Here is an 18,468-nt window from a genome sequence, read left to right as displayed (position 1 = left end):
CGGAGCAGGAGACCGACACCCGTGAGTCCAGCGAACAAGCCCGCAGACGAGCCGGCGGCCGACGGCCAGGGCGTGCGCAGCGTCCAGCGGGCCTTGGACATCCTGTCGCTGCTGAGCGAGGAGCGCCCGGTGGTGACGATCCGCGAGATCGCCGCCGAGACCGGCCTCGCCAAGACCACCGTGATCCGGCTCGTCCAGACGCTGGAGAGCCTCGGGCTGCTCTGGGCCGGCCACAACGGCTACCTTCCCGGGCCGGGCCTGTGGCGCTGGGCCCACCTGGCGCGCAGCAGCTGGGAGCTGCCGCCGGAGACCCGCCAGGCCATGCGCGACCTCGGCGGGCGCCGCCGCGAGACCGTCAACCTCTACATGCTGCGCGACATCTACCGGGTGTGCGTGGCCCAGCAGGAGAGCCCGCAGCCACTGCGGCACGTCGTGCACATCGGCGACGAGCTGCCGCTGTGGGCCGGCGCGTCCTCCAAGGTGCTGCTGCGCGACGCGCCCGAAAGCCTGCTGACCAGGATCGCCGTCAGTTCCCCCTACGGGGAGGGGCACGTCAAGCGGCTGCGGGAGTGGATCGACGAGGCGCGCGAGCGGGGCTGGGCGGCGAGCCACGGCGAGCGCGAGGACGGGCTGTCGGCCGTCGCCGTCCCCCTCCTCGGCCGCTCGGGCAGCGTCGTCGCGGCACTGACGCTCAGCGGGCCCACCGTGCGGTTCACCGACGACAAGGTCGAGGCGTTCGCCAAGGATCTCCGGCAGGTGTCCCGGGAGATCTCGGAACGGGGGTTCGACCATCCCCTCATCCCGACCCGCTGACCGGCCCGCCGACCCGCCCGGCACCGGCCGTCCGCCATCGACCGGCCACCGCTCCCGATCCGCGACGGAAGGAATTCGGCCATGCCGACGCGCCCTCTCAGTGGCCTCCGGGTCCTCGACCTGACCAACGTGCTCGCCGGTCCCTACTGCAGCTACCAGCTGATGATGCTGGGCGCCGAGGTCGTCAAGATCGAGGTGCCCGGGCAGGGGGACCTCGCCCGGCGCCTCGGCCCCGATCCCGAGCTCAACCGCGCCGGCCTCGGCGCCTCGTTCCTCGCCCAGAACGCCGGCAAGAAGTCGGTGGAGATCGACCTCAAGGACCCCGGCGACCGCGCGGTCTTCGAGGGGATGGTGCGCGAGGCCGACGTGCTGCTGGAGAACTTCCGCGCCGGTGTGCTCGACCGGCTCGGCTTCGGCTGGCCGCGGCTGCGCACGCTCAACCCGCGCCTGATCTACTGCGCCATCTCCGGCTTCGGCCAGGACGGCCCGATGAGCCAGGCGCCCGCCTACGACCAGATCATCCAGGGACTGTCAGGGATGATGAGCGTCACCGGCACCACCGACACCGCGCCGCTGCGCGTCGGCTTCCCTGTCTGCGACACCGTCGGGGGTCTCACCGCCGCGCTGCACATCTGCGCCGCGCTGGCCGGGCGCGAGGAGTCCGGCGAGGGAACGTTCCTGGACGTGTCGATGCTGGAGTCCGCGATCTCGGCGATGGGCTGGGCCGTCTCCAACTACCTGGTCAGCGGCGTCGAGCCCGAGCCGATGGGCACGCAGAACGCCACCGCCGCACCCTCGGGCACCTTCGAGGCCGCCGACGGGCCGCTCAACATCGCCGCCAACCGGCAGAAGCAGTTCGAGACCCTCTGCGAGATCCTCGGGCGTCCCGAGCTCGTGACCGACCCGCGCTTCGCCGACCGGGAGCAGCGCAAGCTCCACCGCGCCGAGCTCAACGACGAGCTGAACGCCTCCCTGCGACGCCGCCCCGCCGGCGAATGGGAGGAGATCCTGAGCCTCGCCGGCGTCCCGGCCGCCCGCGTGGTCGGCGTCCCCCAGGCCGTCGAGCACGAGCAACTGCGCCACCGCCGCTTCTTCACCGATCTGCCGTTCCCCGACGGCTCCGGCAGGACGCTGCGGGTCGCCGGCGGCGGCGTCCTTCACAACGGCGAGCCGCTCACGCCCACCGGCCCGCCTCCCCTGCTCGGCGAGCAGAACGACGAACGGCACGCCATCGCGGCCGGCGACCCCGTCACCTCATGAGCGAGACGCCGAGGAACGAGATCGACCCGACCGGACAGGTCGCCGCCTGGTGGGGCACGGCGGTCTCCCACATGGAGCCGGGCGTCATCGAGCTGCGCGGCCGCCCCGTCCAGGACCTCATCGGCTCCACCGGCCTCACCTCGATGATCTGGCTGATGCTCCGCGGCGAGACGCCCTCCCCCGCCCAGGCCGCCCTCCTGGAGGCCGCGCTGGTCGCCGCCGTCGACCACGGCCCGCAGGCACCGTCCATCGCCATCGCCCGCATGGCCGCGACCTGCGGCATCGGGCTCAACGGCGCCGTCGCCAGCGCCGTCAACACCCTCGGCGACCATCACGGCGGAGCCGGTGAGCAGTGCGTCGAGCTCCTCGACCGGATCCTGGAACGCGAGACGGCCGGCCTCGACCTCGCGACCGCGGCGGCGCAGGTCATCGCCGAAGGGCCGCGCTACCTTCCCGGCTTCGGCCATCGCTTCCACCCGCGCGACCCCCGCCGCGACCCCCTCCTGGCGCTGGTCGAGCAGGCGGTCCATGACGGCGTCGTCCCCGGCCACCACCTGCGCGCCGGGCTCGCCGTCGAAGCGCATCTCGCCAGGGGACGCAGCAAGCCGATCCCCATGAACATCGACGGCTGCACCGCCATCATCTACGCCGAGCTCGGCTTCCCCGCGCCGCTCGCCCGCGGCCTGTTCGTCCTCAGCCGCAGCATCGGCATCCTCGCCCACGCCTGGGAGGAGACCACGCAGGGGCGCCGCAACAAGGGCCCCATCCCCCGTTCCATCCTCCCGGCCACGGACGTCCCGAACCGGTGACCGATCGAACCTTCCCCGGCGGGATCCGTATCACCAGCCGCCGGGCCGGACGGGTCCGGCGGCCACTTCGAGGAAGGGAACGCCGATGACGGTCGCCGCCTTCGCCGTATCTGGGATGAGCTGCGGTCACTGCGCCAGCGCGGTGACCGAGGAGGTCTCGCAGCTGGCGGGCATCCAGCAGGTCGACGTGGACGTCGCGGGTGGTTCGGTGCGGATCAGCGCGAACGGCCCCATCGACGAGGGGGACGTGCGCGCCGCGATCGAGGAGGCCGGCTACGAGGTGGTGGGGCTGACGAGGCGGATCCGCCCGCCGGGCCGCCGGATCACTCCGCCCGGCAACCGTTCGCGGACAGGGAGCCGTTCCACGAAAAGGCCGTCCGGCAGCGGTGACCGCCCGCAGCCGAGCCGGTCCGAATCGTGATCACCACATCGACGTAACCCGAGCCGGCGCAGCCGTTGGCGGTGAGCTGATAGCCGTCCGCCGCGGGCGTGCGGACACCGGAGAAGCACTCGTGGGAGCCTGCCGCGTGGGCGGACGGCGTGGACAGCAGCGGGCCCGCGAGCACTGCCGTGGCGCCGGCGACGGCGATTCGTTGACTGAGACGCATGACGCAACCCCAACAGCCCTGAGCCCGTACGGCAAGGGCCCCGCCGGTCATCCGATCTTGGCGGCGACCGTCTCGACGACGAGGGGGTTGACGTCGTCCCGCCACACGAACGGGGCGGGGGCGGGCTTGCCCTTGAACGCCACGGTGGTCTGGCCGCCGACGGAGAAGAGCAGGGGCCCCTTGCGGCAGATCCAGTCGCCCTCGCTGAGGCCGGTCACAGCGCACTGGTCCGCTCCGTGGGCCCCCTGATTGGTGTCGGTCCCGCTCACGGTCTGGGTCTCGTAGTAGCGCTCGATCAGCTCGGGGTCCGCGACGGCCTGGACGCGGAGCCACAGCCGGGTGGCCGAGTAGGTCTCCCCCGGCAGCCGCGCGCTGTACAGGCACCGGCCGGCCTCGGCGCGGTCGCTCTCCTTCCAGCCGGGGTCGGCGGCGAACTCCTTGATCGACTTGATGCCGACCAGCGCCGGCTCCTGCTCGATCTCCTTCGCCTCGGGCAGGATCGCCGAGACGTCCCGCTCGCCGACGAGCTCGCAGGCGCTGGGCCACTGGTCGGCAGGCAGGATCTTGCCCTTGCCCAACTCGGGGAGCTTGATCACGGCGCCGGTCCGGGCCCTGCCGATCGCGACGTCTCCCTCATCGGCGGGATTCGACCAGCTCACCACGCCCGCCATCGTCAGGACGGCGATGGCCAGCACCGGGAAGAGTGCCGGCAGCAGCACCACCTTGCTTTTCATGATCGACACTCCCCCCGGCCGATGACCGCATGTGGACACCGCATCCTGACACACCGGGCCGGCGTCTCACTTCCCGGCGACGCTGTAGTTCCCGCTCTCGTCCCTCCGGTGCCCGGCACCGGCCGGGCATGTCCCCGCCCCGGATCCGGCGAAGAACACGCTCGAAGAACCCGGAGATACGCGCGTTCGGGCCGGTGCCTGTCGCGGACACCAGCGTCGGGTAGTAGCCCTCGGCGGTGTTGCCGTCGTACTCGGCCAGGAAGTCCTGGACGCCGTGGCCGAGGAACCAGCGCAGCGGCCCACCGGACGCCTTGGCCCACACGGCGGCGAACCGCGCGTCCTGCGGATCGCCGTAAGTGCTCAGAGACAGCGGCCGCAATCCTTGGGCGGTGAGTTCCTCGGTCCGCGCGAGAAAGTCGCTCAAGATCCGGTCGTAGATGTACACAGGGTCGGACATCATCGGGATGCCCTTCTCGGTCAGATCGGTTCAGCCCGATGGTCGGCGCCCGGCCCCGCCCGCCGCATCGGTGCCAGCTCTGACTTTCACCCCGCGACCCCGCGACCGTTTTGCCCTATGCGTTGGCATATGCCCCTGTGACCTGCGCGGTGAGCCTCGATCGGCTTGCGCATCGACCCGGCGGGGGCCCGCGGCGACGGGTAGCGTGAACGGTCATGGGCGACCCGTTCCTGCGCGCTTCCGGCGACGAAGCCTCGGATGGCATCCACACCGTGACCGACGACGATCTGCGGCAGCGGTCCGGCCTGCCCCAGGAGATCTTCGACATCGTGCCGCGCGATCACGTGGAGGCCTTCGTGTCACGCGTGGAGTCCTGGGCGGACCTCGACGCCGCTCTCGACGGGGCCCTCGTCTCGGCGGGCTTCCACCGGCACGAGCAGCGCGGCGGCGGCACCGGGGGCTTCAACATCGCGACGTGGCTCCGCGACGACGGGGTCATCCTGTCGTGGGCGCTCGCGGGCCGCATGCACAGCGGCTCCGACCCGTTCGACGACACGGTCGAGAGCGTCATGCACCCCGCCCTCGCCGCCATCCTCCAGGACTGCGGCTTCGACGTGGAGATCATCCCCCACGATCAGGATGACGCGGGCTGCCTGCTGGTCACGGGGCTGACCGCCCCGTCGAAGCCCGCCTGACGCTCCGCCCGGATGCCGGGGCGTCCGGGCGGCGATCGCGGTCAGGCCGGGTCAGCGAGAGATCGCAGGGCTTGGTCGAGGGTGTCGGTGTGCGGGATGTGCTGGTCGAGGCCGGTTATCCATAGCGCCCGGATCGTCTTGTAGGTCGCGCCCACCAGGATGAGGCGGTGGCCTCGGGTGGTCTGGCGCTTCCAATGCCGGATGAGCACGGCCATGCATCGGGTGTCCATGAACGTCACGTCGCTCATGTCGACGATGAGGTCTTTGTCCTCTTGCCGGGCGGTGGTCAGGACGTCGTCGAGCTCGCTCTGCTTGGTGATGTCCAGCAGGCCGTGGACGGCGACGACGCAATGATCGTCCCGGTGCTCGATCGCGGGGGCGGGCGGTCGCATCGTTGTCTCCGTTCACGGCCCTGACGTGGCGATCAGTGACTGAAGTAGATCCGGACGGTGGTCCCGCCGGGGCGGGTGTGCATCCGGGTCAGATCGGCCAGCTGGTTGACCAGCAGCAGGCCGCGGCCGCCGGCGGTGGTGGGCGCCACCGGTCTGCGGCCGGCCAGGGGGTCGGTGACGTGCCCGCGGTCGTGGACCTCGCAGACCAGCTGCCCGCCTTCGGTCCACACGCGCAGGGTCCCCTGGCCGCCGCCGTGGAGCAGGGTGTTGCCGGTCAGCTCGTTGACGGCCAGCTCGACGTCGAGCACGCGGTCGGGGCTCAGGCCCGCGCGGATGGCCTGGTCGACGACCAGGTCGCGGGCCTTCCCGAGGCTCGCGCCGTCGTAGGCCAGCACGGCGGGGGCGTCCGGCTCGGGCAACGGCGCGTTGCATCCGTCCACCACCTCGGTGGCCGCGTACCGATCGCTGGCACGTTCGCCGCCGGCGTCGACCAGCACCGGGTGGGTCTCGGCGGCGTCGGCCAGCACGTGCGGCCGGAGCGCGCCGGCGTCGTAGGGGCAGAGGATCGACACGGCGCGTCCGGCGAACGCCAGGTTGATCAGCGCTTCGTGCTGCAGGCACGCCGGGTACTCGGTGTCGCTGCGGCCCGCCCAGATCGGCTCGCCGATGATGCGGACCCGGCGGCCCGGATGGGCGTCGGCGAACGCCCGCAGCACCCCGGGGATGATCCGGCCGGGGTTGCGGCCGGCCCGCCCCATGTCCAGCAGCCGCACCCGGCTCGCCGCCGCGCCCAGTTCGGCGCGCAGCAGCGCCAGGTTCGGCTCGGGCACGGCGGCGGCGACCGGCTCACCGGCGTCCAGCCCTTCGCGCAGGAACGGGACCGTGCCGGCCAGGTACTCGGCGGCGCCGCGGTAGAACAGCGCGGGATGATGGAACGGTTCGGCGGCCGCGCGACTCGAGGGTGGCTGGGTCGTGGTCATCGGCCGCTCACCTCAATTCCGTTCAGCTCGGGCCACAGCAGGCTCAGGATCCGGCACAGGGCGGGCGGCGGGTCGTAGAGCACCACGCGGCCGCCGCCACCGAGCCGCGTCGCGGTGGCCACCAGCGCCGCGGCGCCCCCGGCGTCCACCATCCGCAGCTCGGCGAGCTCCAGGTGGACGACCGGGCCCGTGCGCGCCAGATCGTCCAGCGCCGACTCCCAGACCGTCCGGTTACCGATGTTGATCTCGCCCCCCACCCGCATCCCGGGACGCTCCGGCAGCCGCTTCACCCACAACCCGCCGGCCGGCCTCCTCGACGTGGCACCGGCCGCGCCGGCGCCACCCTCGTGGTCGGTCACCCTCACCACCGCCAATAGTCACCGTTTCGCCACTGTCGGTCACAGGCCATCATGCCGCGTCCGGCCGCCGGATGCCCCTAGAAGCGTCGCGTTCGGAGGCTCGTCGCACCATGGCGGGGCCGATGACACCTCAGTCACCTCGGCGATGGCGGGTTCGCCGGAGTCGGTGAAGCGGCCCGCCCAGCCGACGTGGACGGGCCGCTGCGGGAGCCGGCTGTCAGAGCTTGCTCTTGACGTAGTCGGCGGCTTCCTGGGCGTTGCGGAAGTAGAGCAGGTGCGCCAGGAAATTGTTGCCGTTGTTGCAAACCGGATCGCCGTCCTGGCAGAAGTCCTTGATCCTGCTGCCGTACGGGCCGCTCGTCCCCTGCCCGCGCAGGGGGTTTCCGAAGAACAGCACCGCCGTGACCCTCGACTGGAGGGATGCGGGGATGGTGGCGACGCTGCCCGTGCCGATGCCGATCGAGCGGTTGAGGACCGCGGCGCCCTGCGAGTAGCCGGCCAGCACGAAACGCTGGCCCGGGCAGGCGGCGGCTTGGCTGGTGACATGGTTGACCATGTCGGTGTTGCCCTTGGTGGGCGAGTCGGCGTCGAGGTTGGCGGGATAGTTCACGGGATAGGCGCTGACGGACCTGCCGGTGAGCGTGGACTTCAGCGCGGAGTTGACGGGGTCGCCGACGATGACGCCGAGCGTTCCGGGTTCGAAGGTGCCGCGGGCGACCACGAAGTCGATGTCGGTGCAGGGAGCGGCGTCGGCGGACGCCTGGCCGGGCGTGGAGATGAGGCCGGCGGAGGCGGTCAGCGCGGCGAGCCCGATGCCGAGCGCGCGCTTGGTACGGGTGACAGGCACGGGGGGATACCTCTCTTCCCAGTGACGGCTGACGGGAGGTTCAGCCGAGCGGAAGCGTCAAGGTAGCCAGGCGTGGGCGTCACACCGATATGAGGATTTACACAAACCTCCCTCCCCGTTCTTAGCGGCCACCGTGGAGCCCCGCCCCGGCGATGCTCCGTACTGTCAGTGATCTCGTGGACTTGTGTGGGCGAGGAGTGTCTGATGCGTTCCATCCAGGCTGTGCGCGCGCTTTGCATGATGGCGGTCGTGGGCACCCTGCTGGCCTGGGCACACATCCCGGCCTCGGCCGCCCAGGACGACCTGGTGACGGTGAAGACCGGGACGTTGCGCGGCAAGGTCAGCGGTGAGGGGCGCCAGTTCCTGAACGTGCCGTTCGCGGCTCCGCCCACCGGCGAACGGCGCCTGCAGCCGCCGCAGCCCGCCCTGGCCTGGTCGGGTGTACGGGACGCGAGGCAAGCGGGCAACATCTGCCCGCAGGCGGTCGTGCTCGGGAACGAAGACTGCCTGGTGCTCAACGTCTACACGCCACCGGCGGCGTCATCGCGAAACCTGCCGGTGATGGTGTTCGTCCCCGGAGGGGCCTACAACCTCGGCTGGGGCTCCATGTACGACCCGGCTCCATTGGTGGCCAAGGGCGACGTCATCGCGGTCACGGTGAACTATCGCGTGGGCCCGCTCGGTTTCCTGGCTCTTCCCGGTCTGGCCGACGAGTCCGGCACCACGGGCAACTACGGCACGCTCGACCAGCAGGCCGCCCTGCGCTGGGTACGCGACAACATCGGCGCCTTCGGTGGTTCCCCTGGCCGCGTCACCCTCTTCGGCGAATCGGCGGGCGGACATTCGGTGTGCATGCAGCTCATCTCCCCCACCGCGGCGGGCCTGTTCCACCGGGCCATCTCCGAAAGCGGGGGCTGCGTCGGCACCGACCTCGGGCCCGTCCCCGCGAAGACCGCGTACGCGCGCGGCGAGACGTTCGCCAAGGCGGTCGGCTGCACGGACCCGGGGACGATGGTGAGCTGCCTGCGCCGCAAGCCGGCCAGCGAACTGCAGGCCGCCGCAGGGAACCCGTTCCCGTCAGACGGACTCACCTGGGTCCCGGCGATCGACGGCACCGTCGTGAAGGAACCCACCCGCACCGCCCTGGAGGCGGGCCGCTACAACAAGGTGCCGCTCGTGACCGGCACCAACAAGGACGAGGGCAGGCTGTTCGTCGCGCTCCAGACCCATCTGCTGCAGCTCCGCCGGGCCAACGCCGCCGATCTCGAGGCGGCGATCCGGCTCAGGGCGGGCCAGGTCACCGACGAACTGCGGAAGGCCTACCCGCCGCAGGCCGCGGACAACGCCGACCTGGCGCTGTCGGCGGTGCTGACCGACGGCGTCTTCTCCTGCCCGGGACTGTCCACCGCCCGGGCCGCGGCGTCGAACACCGGGCAGCCGGTGTACGCCTACGAGTTCGCCGACCCCGAACCCCCGCTCTCCGGCATCGATCTGTTCATGCCGTTGGGCGCGTACCACGCCTCCGAACTCCTCTATCTCTTCGAACTGTTCGACCTGAACGCCGCTCAGAAGCGCCTGTCGGACCAGATGGTGACGTACTGGACCACGTTCGCGCGGACCGGGAATCCCAACGCGCCAGGGCTCCCCCGCTGGCCCGCGTTCACCTCCGGCTCGGCACAGATGCAGCGGCTGGCCCCTCAGGGCATCACACCGTTCACGACCTTCGCCGCCGACCACAAATGCGCGCTCTGGGACTAGCGGCACATCGGTCAGGCGTTGAGGGCCTGCTCGCGGAGCCGGTCGAGCACGGCCAGGCGGTCGTCGGCATGGATGCGCAGCGTCGTGACACGTTCGGGATAGCAGCGCATGAACATGCTGGTGAAGTGACTGCCGTAGTGGATGAACTCACCGGCTCGCGCCTGGTTCAGGGGCCGGGTGATGGAGTTGAAGGCCGGTTCGTGGAAGTAGGCCAAGGTAAAGCGTTCGCGGTCGGCCAGGCGGACCTTGTGCGGGGTCGATAGGAGCGCCCCGCCGGTGATGAACTGCATGATGTCGCCGGGGAAAACAGTGAAGACCGCAGGGACCGGAGTGACGAAGGTCCACGGTTCCTCGTTCTCGTACCGGCCCGCCATCGACTCCTCCGGCAGCCAGTTGCGGCCGCGTTCCTCCCCCGGCACGGGCGGCCGGATGTAGAGGCCGCCGACCTCGTCCTGGGCGGCGATGACGAGCAGGCCGTAGTCGGTGTGCGCGCCGATGCCGCGTTCGCTGTCGGGATCCGCCGCGGGGAAGCGCAGCACCCGCATGTGGTGCCAGCCGTCCGCGGTCAGGCGGGTGAGGTGGTCGAGGTCGTCCAGCCCGAGGCCCAGCGCGGTCAGCTGCAGCAGGCGGTGGCCGATGTCGCCCACCACCCGCATGTAGCCGGTCATGGCCTGCGCGTAACGGGCCGAGGGCCAGGGGGTGGGCCCATGGCAGGGCCACCGCGCGAGGACGCGGTCGTCGGTGCCGGGAATGTCGGGGCAGACGGTGAAGATCTCTGACCCGTCCCGTTCACCCGCGGTCTCCTCCTCGCCGGAGGCCACGTAACCGCTGTAGGTGAGGTCGGAGACATGCCCGGCCTTCTCCTTCAGCGGCCGCCGGCAGAACGCCCGGGAGGCGGCCAGCGCGCGGTCGGTGGCCTCCCGCTGCTCGGGCGTGGCCCGGACCTGGAAGATCCCGTCGGCCTGCCACGCGGTGACGAGCTCCCTGCCGAGGGCCCTGTCGGCATCGCGGCCCTCGACCGATGACGGCAGCGAGAACGTTCGGAGAGGACTCATGCCCCGGATATCGCTCTTCATCGAGGTACTCCAGGCGACGCACGGTGGGTGCGAGTAAACGTACTCCCGGCTGTCACCTCGTCGATAGACCCGGCCGACTCGTGTCAGGCCCCGGCGAGCTCGTAGCGGTGGACGATCGACGCGCGGAACTCCTCCACGTACAGCTCCTCCAGCGCCGGTGACACGGCGGGGTGCGGTGAGAGGAACGAGGGGACGAGCCGTTCGCGATGCGTCGGCCACGCCGCGTCCAGGACGTACCGGCGGGTGGACGCGGGAAGCGTGCGGCCGCTCGTCCCCGCCGGGCCGGTGACCCAGCGCTCCGCCCGGTTCACCGCGGCCAGCGCCGTCGCCGCGTCGCCGGCGCCGCTCGTCGCCTCGAGCCAGGTCAGCGCCCGGGTCTCGAACTCGGCCGACCGGAGTTCGGGCGAGCGCTCCGCCATCACCAGGATCGGCAGGACCGCGCGTGCCGTGAGCGTCTCGCAGGCGAGCACGCGGAGGACGGGACCGGCCGCCGCCTCTTTCGTGACAGCGGCCTCTTCCGCGGCGAGGGGGGGCGTCCACCTGCGGCGATGGGCGACCGCGCCGCAGACGGGGCACGGCACCTGCCGGACGCGGACGGCCGGTCCCCGCGCGCCGAACTCCACCAGCGGGGCGGCGAGCAGCGCGGCCGCCGCCTCCCGCCGGGCCATCTCGATCACCAGGGTCGCGGGGTCAGAACGCATCAGCGAGTTTCCGTTCTCCCATGCCCTGCCGCACGGCCGCCAGAGCGAGCCGCACGCAGTCGTCCCGCAGGGCCCGGTGGTCCTGGCGGGACAATCCTTGGTCGATCCAGGACTCGATGGCCGCCGGCGCGAGAGGCCCCCAGGCGTCCGTCGAGGGCGCCGAACGCGCCACGTCCATACCCAGCAGGTAGCACGCCGCCCATACCTCGGTCATCGTGGACAGCACCCGGCCGGGCACCCGGGACAGGTGCGTCGCGCCGGCGTCGAGGATCTCCTCGGGGTCCACGCCGGCCAGCGCGCACGCGTCGTACCAGTACCAGCCGCACTCGTGCTCCACCGGATCGCCGTACATCAGCCGGATCGTGCACACCGAGTCCTGTAGCGCGACGGTGTACGGTCCGGGCGGCAGCTCCAGGTCGGCCGACGGATGGTCCACCGGCCAGCGCCGGTCCGGGGTGAAGACGGTGGCGCGCAGCCCGTCGGAGTGGCCCTCCACGAGCGACTCCGCGTGCCCGTGGTCCATCAGGTGCGGCACGGTGGCCACGACCGGGATGCCTCGTTCCCTGCAGAAGATGACGACCATCTCGTCGTCGTCCTGCACCTCGTCGGGTATGCCGGCCAGGTAGTCTGCGAGGGCCCGCGCGTGCTGCACCGGCAGGACGAACGCCTGCGTCGGCGTCCATTCGAACGGCGAGAGCCGCGCGTACGCGGCTCCGGCGACGGCCGCGCGCCGCACCAGGTAGGAGTTGTGCGGCGTGTGCCAGAGGCAGAACGACGACACGCCGTGCATAGGCCTCCGGGAGACCGCCTCCTGCAACTGCCCGGCGAATCCTGGCACGAGCCGCACATCGTCCTGAAGCACCAGGTGATGCGTCGCGTCGCGCCCGATCGCCGCCCACGCGCGCTTGGCGGTCCGCAGCGGGCTCGGCCTGCCGTCCGGTTCGGGATCGGGGACGACCGCGGGCTCCAGCGGGGCGCACGCGCGCAGCAGTGAGGGGATCCGGTGCGCGCGCCGGGGATGGTGCATGATGGCCGCGCTGATCCTGATCATTGCCGGCCCCGGCTCTCCCAGCGGTCCTTGGCGGCCGCGAGGATGCGGTTCAGCGTCTCGACGTCGTGGGCGGCGTCCGCCGCCGGGCTGAGGCAGTCCTGCCCGTCGAGCAGCACGTCGAAGAAGTGGTCGAGCTCCGCCTTGAACGGGCTGACGTACGACCCGGGAGCCGAGTTCTCCACCAGCGTCCCGCCGTCGAGACGGCTCGTGGTGAGCGTCGCCGGGACGTTCTTGAGGTAGATCGACGGGTACTCGAGCACGTGCGTCGCCGAGCCCGTCACCGCGCGGAACTCCTCCACGTACCCGCCGGCAATGGTGTCCAGCGTCAGGACGCCCATGCTGACGTGCAGGTTTCCGTTCTCCTGCCAGACCGCCTCGACCCCGCGGCGGTTCAGGACGTCGGTGACCATCGTGAACTCCGGCCGCCGCACGCCGGTCAGCACCCGCAGGCAGTAGACCTCGTGGATCGCCAGGTTGAACAGGACCTCCTCGCGGAGGTACTCCCAGGACCCGCCCCACTCGGGTGCCGCGGCCGGCGGCGTCCAGCCGTCCGGCCGGACGACGTCGAGGTGGGCCCGGTAGTGGTAGTCCATGGGCAGGCTGGCCTCGGCCCGCACGTACACGGGGCCGGGCTCCCTGCGGACCTGCTCGCGCAACGCGTCGAACGCCGTGTCGAACAGGCGGCTGTAGCCGACCATGACGGTCCGGCCGGCGGCCTTGGCCTTCCGCGCGATCGCGTGGGCGTCCTCCGCCGAGTAGCACAGCGGCTTCTCGACGAAGACGTCCATGCCCGCGTCCAGGGCGTCGTTCACGATGCCGGCGTGGTCGCCGGAGCTGAGCACCACCAGCACGTCCGCGGGCGCGGTCCGCAGCATCTCGCGGTGGTCGGTGAAGGTCCCGGCGATGCCGAACCGGTCCGCCACCCCCTTCAGGACCTTCGGGTCGCGCTCGCAGATCGCGCGTACGGTGCACACGTCGGACCGTTCGAGCAGGTGCGGCAGATGCATGATCTGCGCGATCTCCCCGCACCCGACGACGTCGACCGTGAGACGGCTTGGCATGGCCTTCCCCTTCCGTGAGTCAGAGTCCGTGGGCGGCGGAGATCTTCAGCAGCGCGTGCCGGATGTCGCTGAAGTCCGAGTAGTCGCCGAGCAGCAGGAAATGCGGGATCGTAATGATCTGCTGCCGCGCCGCGAGCGATTCGGGCAGCTCGAAGTTCTTCGGGTCGATCCGGGTCAGCAGCTTCGGGTCGTACTTCTGCGGCGACCCGAGCGGGTTGTAGAGCGTGCAGTCGTTCAGCGGGTCGTGCAGCGGTTCGCAGGTGACGCGGAGCTCATGGCTCAGCTCGTCCTGCATCGCCGCGACCTCGGCAGGGGTGACGGAGGCGTCGACGCGGAAGCAGTAGCGGTAGTACGTCCGCTTGGTGCAGCCGTCGGGCAGCGCGATCGGCGAGAACGCGCCGATCTCGGTGAGGGCGTCGTCGAGCAGGCCGGCCGTCGAGCGCCGCTGCTCGTTCTCGGCGTCCAGCTGCTGGAGACGGCCGAGCAGCAGCGCGCCCTGGACCTCCGACAGGCACAGGTTCCGCCCTTGGACGTCGCCCCGGTCCACGAGGTTGGGCTCCCCCACGGCCGGATTCACCGAGTAGACGCGGCCGTCGGCGCGGTACTGCTCCATCAGCCCGGCCAGCCGGGCGTCGGCGGTGATCGACGCGCCGCCCTCGCCGCAGGTGAGGACCTTCGACTCCTGCATGCTGAAGGTGCCGATCGCGCCGATCGTCCCGACCGGCCTGCCGCGGTACTCGGCGCCGTGCGCCTGGGCGCAGTCCTCGACCAGCGCGAGCCCGTGCCGCCGTGCCAGCTCGGTGAACGCGTCGAGGTCGGCGGTGTTGCAGGCGTAGTGGACGAGCAAGATGGCCTCGGTGCGCGGCGTCAGCGCGGCGGCCGCGGCGGCCGGCGACATGCAGAGCGTGTCCGGGTCGATGTCCACCAGGACCGGGACCAGGCCGGCGCCCGCCACGGCCGAGGCGCACGCCACCCACGTCAGGCCGGGGACCAGCACCTCCGCCCCGCGGCTCAGGCCGAGGGCCTCGAAGGCGATCGTCAGCGCGCTGGTGCCGCTGGTGGTCGGGACGCAGTGGTCCACGCCGTGGTAGGCGGCGAACGCCCGGGCGAACCGCCGTTCGTAGAGCTCCTCGCCGTTGTGCATCTCGCTGATCGCCCAGCGTCCGCTGCGGAGGGCGTCCAGGGCGATGCGCTCGGTCTCGGCGTCGAGCCTCGGCCACGCGGGCCACGGCGTCGCGCGGGCCGGCGTGCCGCCGTACGCGGCGAGCACCTTCGCCTTCGTCGCGCCATGGAGCGCTTCGCTCATGGCCCATCACCTGCCCTTCCTTAGGGGAGATGCCATCGTCGCCGGGCGTGGCGAGACCGCGATATCCCCCGTTGGTCGCTCGGGCGGGCGGGCGAATGGGCTCTCCAAAGGCGCCAGACATCCCGGGAAGGGCTCCCTAGCGTTGGCCGGGCCGCCGGGCGCCCATCGCGCCCGGCACCACGGACGCCGCACCCAGGAGGACACGATGGATCCCATGCAGGCCGCCCTCGGCCAGTACCTGCTGTCGCACTGCGAGAGCCCCGACGACGTGCTCGCCGACCTCGCGGCCGAGACCGAGGCGACGGCCCCCGACCTGCACGTCACCCACTACGAGGGCGCGCTGCTGTCCATGATCACCCGCATCACCGGCGCCCGCCGCGTCGTCGGGGTGGGGGTGTTCACCGGGTACTCCTCGCTCTGCATCGCCCGCGCGATGCCCGCGGACGGGCGGCTGCTCGCCCTGGAGATCAACGCCGAGTGGGCCGCCATCGCCGAGCGGTACTGGAAGCGGGCCGGGGTCGACCACAAGATCGACCTGCGGGTGGCGCCGGCGGCCGAGACGCTGCCTGCCCTGCCGGACGAGGCCGGCATCGACTTCGCGTTCATCGACGCCGACAAGGTCAACCACCTCTTCTACTATGAGGAGCTGCTGCGCCGGCTGCGGCCGGGGGGCCTGATCCTCCTCGCCGACTCGCTGCGCGGCGGGCGCGTGCTCAAGGCGGACTGCGACGCCGAGGACGTCGTCGCCGTCCGGAAGCTGAACGAGGCCGTCCACAACGACGACCGCGTCGACTCGCTGATCTTCCCGTCCGGGGACGGCGCCACCATGGTCCGCAAGCGCTGAGCCGGACCGCCCGGCTGGGCATGGTCGTTCGTGCGTCGATCGGGAGCTTATGGCGGCGGCGCCGGAGCGATGACGATGGTCGCCGAGCCGAGCCCAGGAGGAGCCCGTGACCGAGACGACCGTGCCCATGCCCCGCTACGAGGAGATCCGGAGGATCAACGTCACGCTCCGGCGTCCCGGGGTGGCGCCGGGATACCTGTTCATGTCGCCGCAGTCCATCCTGGAGCCGGCCGCCCCGCACGGCCCCCAGATCGCCGACGACCAGGGCCGGGTGGTGTGGTTCCGTCCGGTCCCCGAGGGCCAGTACGCCACCAACGTCCGCGTGCAGGAGTACCAGGGGAATCCGGTCCTCACGTGGTGGCAGGGCGAGGCGACGCGGACGGGCGCCGGCACCGGCACGTGCTACATCGCCGACGCGTCCTACCGCGTCATCGCCGAGTTCCGCATGGGCGGCGGCATGCCGGTCGACCTGCACGAGCTGCTGCTGACCGAGCGCGGGACCGCGCTGGTGGTCGGCTACCACCCCAAGCCCCACGACCTCACCCCCATCGGCGGCCGCGCGGACGGGACGATCCTGGACAGCGTGATCGAGGAGATCGACGTCGCCACCGGCGAGGTCCTGCTGCACTGGAGCGGGGCCGAGCACATCCCGCTGAACGAGAGCGACCTTCCGATCCAGCTGGCCGGCGACGGTCCGTGGGACCACCTGCACGTGAACGGCATCGGTGTCGACGACGACGAGAACCTGGTCGTCACGGCGCGCAGCTCGCAGGCCGTCTACAAGCTCGACCGGCGCACCGGCGAGGTCCTCTGGAAGCTCGGCAGCGGCGCCAGCACCTTCGTGCTGGGCGTCGGCGCCCGCCTGAACTGGCCGCACGACGCCCAGCCGGTGGGCGGCGGCGTCCACCGCGTCTTCGACAACGGCGCGAACATCGGCATGGAGGGCTACGAGTCGCGCGTGGTGTGGCTGCGCGCCGACACCGGGACCGGCGTCGCGACGCACGTCAAGGAGATCACCCACCCCGAGCACCTGTCCTCGTCGGTCGAGGGCAACGCCGAGGGGCTGCCGAACGGCAACACCCTCGTCGGCTGGGGACGCGCCGGCCGGATCTCGGAGTTCTCACCCGGCGGCGAGCTGCTCTTCGACGCCACCACGCCCGAGGGGCCGGGCTGGACCACCTACCGGGTGTTCCGGCAGGAATGGCACGGACGGCCCGCCACGCCACCGGAGGCGGTCGTCGACGGCGAGCTGGTCCGGGCCGTGTGGAACGGCGCCACCGGGGTCGTCCGCTGGCGGCTGCTCGCGGGCCCCGCCGAGGAGTCGCTCCAGGAGGCGGAGGTGGTGGACTGGGACGGCTTCGACACCGCCATCAAGCTGCCGGGGGCGCTGGGAGCCGGCCTGGTCAAGGTCGAGGCCCTCGACGCGGCCGGCCGGACGATCGACGCCTCGCCGGCCGTCCCGGTGGGCCGCTGACATGAAGAGGTGGCGGAACCAGGATTTCTTCTTCGGTGACGGACCCGACACGGGCCTGCTCGATTTTCCCCGATACGGCGTGGAGCTCGCCGTCGCTCGCCTCCGCCGACGCAATCCGCCCATTCCGCCGTGGTTGCGAAGGTACGCCAGTACCTGGCAGACCTTCGAGGCCGCACACCCGCACACGAGCGCCGGGCCTTCGAGGGAACCGCTCGTGTACGGGCTGTGCCAGGCCTGGAACGAAGAGGACGTCATCTACGCGACCGTGCGGAACCTGTTCCTCCAAGGGGCCGACCGGGTCTTCGTCATCGACGACGGCTCCGACGACGACACCGCTGCCGAGGCCATGGCCGCCGGAGCGACCGTCATCAGCGACGCCAGCGACGGGACGTTCGACGAGGTGCGCCGGACCGAGCGGCTCGTGCGGGTGATCGAGGAGCGCACGGAGGAGGCGGGACGGCAGATCTGGTGGATCGTCGTCGACGCCGACGAATTCCCCCGGGGGCCGGAGCGGATGACCATCCGCGACCTGGCCCTCTCCTTGCCGCCGTGGGTGGACACGGTCGGCAGCCGCGTGCTCGAGCACTATCCGAGCCGCCTCTCCGCGCCCAAGCCCCGGCACCATCCACTCGACGAACTGCCGAACGCGCACTGGAACACCATTCGCTTCTGCACGGCCGGGCACTGGAAGCATCAGATGCTCCTCGTGCGCCGGCCCGGGGAACTGCGGTTCACCTTCGGCCGGCACACCATCGCCGCCCCGGCCGCACGGAAACCCGTCGTCGAGAGCGAGGCGTCGCTGCTGATGCATCACTTCCCGTTGCGGGACCTGGAACGGACCGAGGAGAAGTTCCGGCTGGCGAACTCGGCCGCCGGGCGTTACGGGGCGAGCTCCGACACGTTCGTGCAGCAGCGGACCGAGGGACGGCTGAAGATCCTCAGGCTCGCGTACGAGGAGCGGTACGACCTGCTGCCGAACACCTTCCCTGGCAAGCCCCTGAAGGGCGCGGCGGTGTGCGACTGGCGGGAGCTGGTCCCGCCGGCCGAGCGCGAGGTCCGGCACCCGGCCGGCGGCCCGCTCTGACGACCGTCAGGCGCCGGTGATCATTCCGGCGCCGACGGTGTTGTTGGTGGCCTCGTCGATCAGGATGAACCCACCGGTCAGGCGGTTGCGGCCGTAGTCGTCGACGAACAGCGGCTGGGTGACGCGCAGGCTGATCCGGCCGATCTCGTTCAACTCCAG

20 protein-coding genes and 1 pseudogene are annotated in these 18,468 nt (G+C 71.5%); 9 read left to right on the top strand and 12 right to left on the bottom strand.

What is annotated here, in order from left to right:
- Nucleotides 1–21: 21 nt before the first annotated feature.
- The 4 genes from ACGFNU_RS48995 to ACGFNU_RS48980 all read left to right on the top strand — a co-directional run bounded on the left by ACGFNU_RS48995 (nt 22) and on the right by ACGFNU_RS48980 (nt 3,303).
- Nucleotides 22–813: an IclR family transcriptional regulator gene (locus tag ACGFNU_RS48995; RefSeq protein ID WP_392603658.1), complete on the top strand. Its 792-nt coding sequence runs from the start codon at nt 22–24 to the stop codon at nt 811–813.
- A gap of 81 nt (nt 814–894) precedes the next feature.
- Entirely contained in the window at nt 895–2,073 is a 1,179-nt protein-coding gene (locus ACGFNU_RS48990) for a CaiB/BaiF CoA transferase family protein (RefSeq protein ID WP_392603657.1), read from the top strand.
- Nucleotides 2,070–2,882, top strand: a complete 813-nt coding sequence (locus ACGFNU_RS48985; RefSeq protein ID WP_392603656.1) for a citryl-CoA lyase — start codon at nt 2,070–2,072, stop codon at nt 2,880–2,882. Before ACGFNU_RS48990 ends, ACGFNU_RS48985 begins: the two co-directional genes overlap by 4 nt.
- Before the next feature lie 85 nt (nt 2,883–2,967).
- The gene (locus ACGFNU_RS48980) at nt 2,968–3,303 is read left to right on the top strand and encodes a heavy-metal-associated domain-containing protein (protein ID WP_392603655.1); all 336 of its coding nucleotides are present in this window, start codon (nt 2,968–2,970) and stop codon (nt 3,301–3,303) included.
- Nucleotides 3,304–3,537: 234 nt separating this feature from the next.
- Here the strand turns inward: ACGFNU_RS48980 and ACGFNU_RS48975 are convergent, their stop codons facing one another.
- Both ACGFNU_RS48975 and ACGFNU_RS48970 read right to left on the bottom strand, forming a co-directional pair.
- Nucleotides 3,538–4,224 (bottom strand): hypothetical protein, encoded by a 687-nt coding sequence (locus ACGFNU_RS48975; RefSeq protein WP_392603654.1) that lies wholly within the window; start codon nt 4,222–4,224, stop codon nt 3,538–3,540.
- Complete coding sequence (locus ACGFNU_RS48970; protein ID WP_392603653.1) at nt 4,124–4,669, bottom strand: hypothetical protein; 546 nt, start codon at nt 4,667–4,669, stop codon at nt 4,124–4,126. Before ACGFNU_RS48970 ends, ACGFNU_RS48975 begins: the two co-directional genes overlap by 101 nt.
- A 227-nt stretch (nt 4,670–4,896) precedes the next feature.
- Between ACGFNU_RS48970 and ACGFNU_RS48965 the strand changes: the two genes are divergently transcribed.
- On the top strand, nt 4,897–5,376 hold the full coding sequence (locus ACGFNU_RS48965) for a hypothetical protein (RefSeq protein WP_392603652.1): 480 nt from the start codon (nt 4,897–4,899) through the stop codon (nt 5,374–5,376).
- Nucleotides 5,377–5,417: 41 nt separating this feature from the next.
- Here ACGFNU_RS48965 and ACGFNU_RS48960 read toward each other — a convergent pair whose 3' ends face one another.
- The 4 genes from ACGFNU_RS48960 to ACGFNU_RS48945 form a co-directional block, all read right to left on the bottom strand.
- The gene (locus ACGFNU_RS48960) at nt 5,418–5,768 is read right to left on the bottom strand and encodes an STAS domain-containing protein (RefSeq protein WP_392603651.1); all 351 of its coding nucleotides are present in this window, start codon (nt 5,766–5,768) and stop codon (nt 5,418–5,420) included.
- 32 nt (nt 5,769–5,800) lie between these two features.
- Nucleotides 5,801–6,748 (bottom strand): anti-sigma factor RsbA family regulatory protein, encoded by a 948-nt coding sequence (locus ACGFNU_RS48955; RefSeq protein ID WP_392603650.1) that lies wholly within the window; start codon nt 6,746–6,748, stop codon nt 5,801–5,803.
- Entirely contained in the window at nt 6,745–7,107 is a 363-nt protein-coding gene (locus tag ACGFNU_RS48950) for an STAS domain-containing protein (protein ID WP_392603649.1), read from the bottom strand. Before ACGFNU_RS48950 ends, ACGFNU_RS48955 begins: the two co-directional genes overlap by 4 nt.
- 217 nt (nt 7,108–7,324) lie before the next feature.
- A complete protein-coding gene (locus ACGFNU_RS48945) occupies nt 7,325–7,954 on the bottom strand; it encodes a cutinase family protein (RefSeq protein ID WP_392603648.1) in 630 nt (209 codons plus the stop codon).
- Nucleotides 7,955–8,158: 204 nt separating this feature from the next.
- On the opposite strand from ACGFNU_RS48945, the gene ACGFNU_RS48940 reads away from it, so the two are divergent.
- On the top strand, nt 8,159–9,712 hold the full coding sequence (locus tag ACGFNU_RS48940; RefSeq protein WP_392603647.1) for a carboxylesterase/lipase family protein: 1,554 nt from the start codon (nt 8,159–8,161) through the stop codon (nt 9,710–9,712).
- A gap of 11 nt (nt 9,713–9,723) precedes the next feature.
- On the opposite strand, the gene ACGFNU_RS48935 is transcribed toward ACGFNU_RS48940, so the two are convergent.
- From ACGFNU_RS48935 to ACGFNU_RS48915, 5 genes are all read right to left on the bottom strand, one after another.
- Nucleotides 9,724–10,767: a 2OG-Fe(II) oxygenase family protein gene (locus ACGFNU_RS48935; protein WP_392603646.1), complete on the bottom strand. Its 1,044-nt coding sequence runs from the start codon at nt 10,765–10,767 to the stop codon at nt 9,724–9,726.
- Between the two features lie 104 nt (nt 10,768–10,871).
- A complete protein-coding gene (locus ACGFNU_RS48930) occupies nt 10,872–11,489 on the bottom strand; it encodes a hypothetical protein (protein WP_392603645.1) in 618 nt (205 codons plus the stop codon).
- Nucleotides 11,479–12,540, bottom strand: coding sequence for a hypothetical protein (locus tag ACGFNU_RS48925; protein WP_392603644.1), 1,062 nt, complete (start codon nt 12,538–12,540; stop codon nt 11,479–11,481). Before ACGFNU_RS48925 ends, ACGFNU_RS48930 begins: the two co-directional genes overlap by 11 nt.
- Entirely contained in the window at nt 12,537–13,601 is a 1,065-nt protein-coding gene (locus tag ACGFNU_RS48920) for a Gfo/Idh/MocA family protein (protein ID WP_392603643.1), read from the bottom strand. Before ACGFNU_RS48920 ends, ACGFNU_RS48925 begins: the two co-directional genes overlap by 4 nt.
- 19 nt (nt 13,602–13,620) lie before the next feature.
- A complete protein-coding gene (locus ACGFNU_RS48915; protein ID WP_392603642.1) occupies nt 13,621–14,907 on the bottom strand; it encodes a DegT/DnrJ/EryC1/StrS family aminotransferase in 1,287 nt (428 codons plus the stop codon).
- Nucleotides 14,908–15,112: 205 nt separating this feature from the next.
- On the opposite strand from ACGFNU_RS48915, the gene ACGFNU_RS48910 reads away from it, so the two are divergent.
- From ACGFNU_RS48910 to ACGFNU_RS48900, 3 genes are all read left to right on the top strand, one after another.
- Entirely contained in the window at nt 15,113–15,751 is a 639-nt protein-coding gene (locus tag ACGFNU_RS48910) for an O-methyltransferase (protein ID WP_392603641.1), read from the top strand.
- Between the two features lie 106 nt (nt 15,752–15,857).
- Nucleotides 15,858–17,225, top strand: a complete 1,368-nt coding sequence (locus ACGFNU_RS48905) for an arylsulfotransferase family protein (protein WP_392603640.1) — start codon at nt 15,858–15,860, stop codon at nt 17,223–17,225.
- 1 nt (nt 17,226) lies between these two features.
- Nucleotides 17,227–18,309 (top strand): glycosyltransferase family 2 protein, encoded by a 1,083-nt coding sequence (locus ACGFNU_RS48900; RefSeq protein WP_392603639.1) that lies wholly within the window; start codon nt 17,227–17,229, stop codon nt 18,307–18,309.
- Nucleotides 18,310–18,315: 6 nt separating this feature from the next.
- Here the strand turns inward: ACGFNU_RS48900 and ACGFNU_RS48895 are convergent.
- Nucleotides 18,316–18,468, bottom strand: a pseudogene (locus tag ACGFNU_RS48895) (sulfate adenylyltransferase); the annotation flags it as partial.

The organism is Spirillospora sp. NPDC048911 (assembly GCF_043198015.1).
Lineage (GTDB): Bacteria > Actinomycetota > Actinomycetes > Streptosporangiales > Streptosporangiaceae > Spirillospora.
This window is presented reverse-complemented; position numbering and strand designations above follow the sequence as displayed.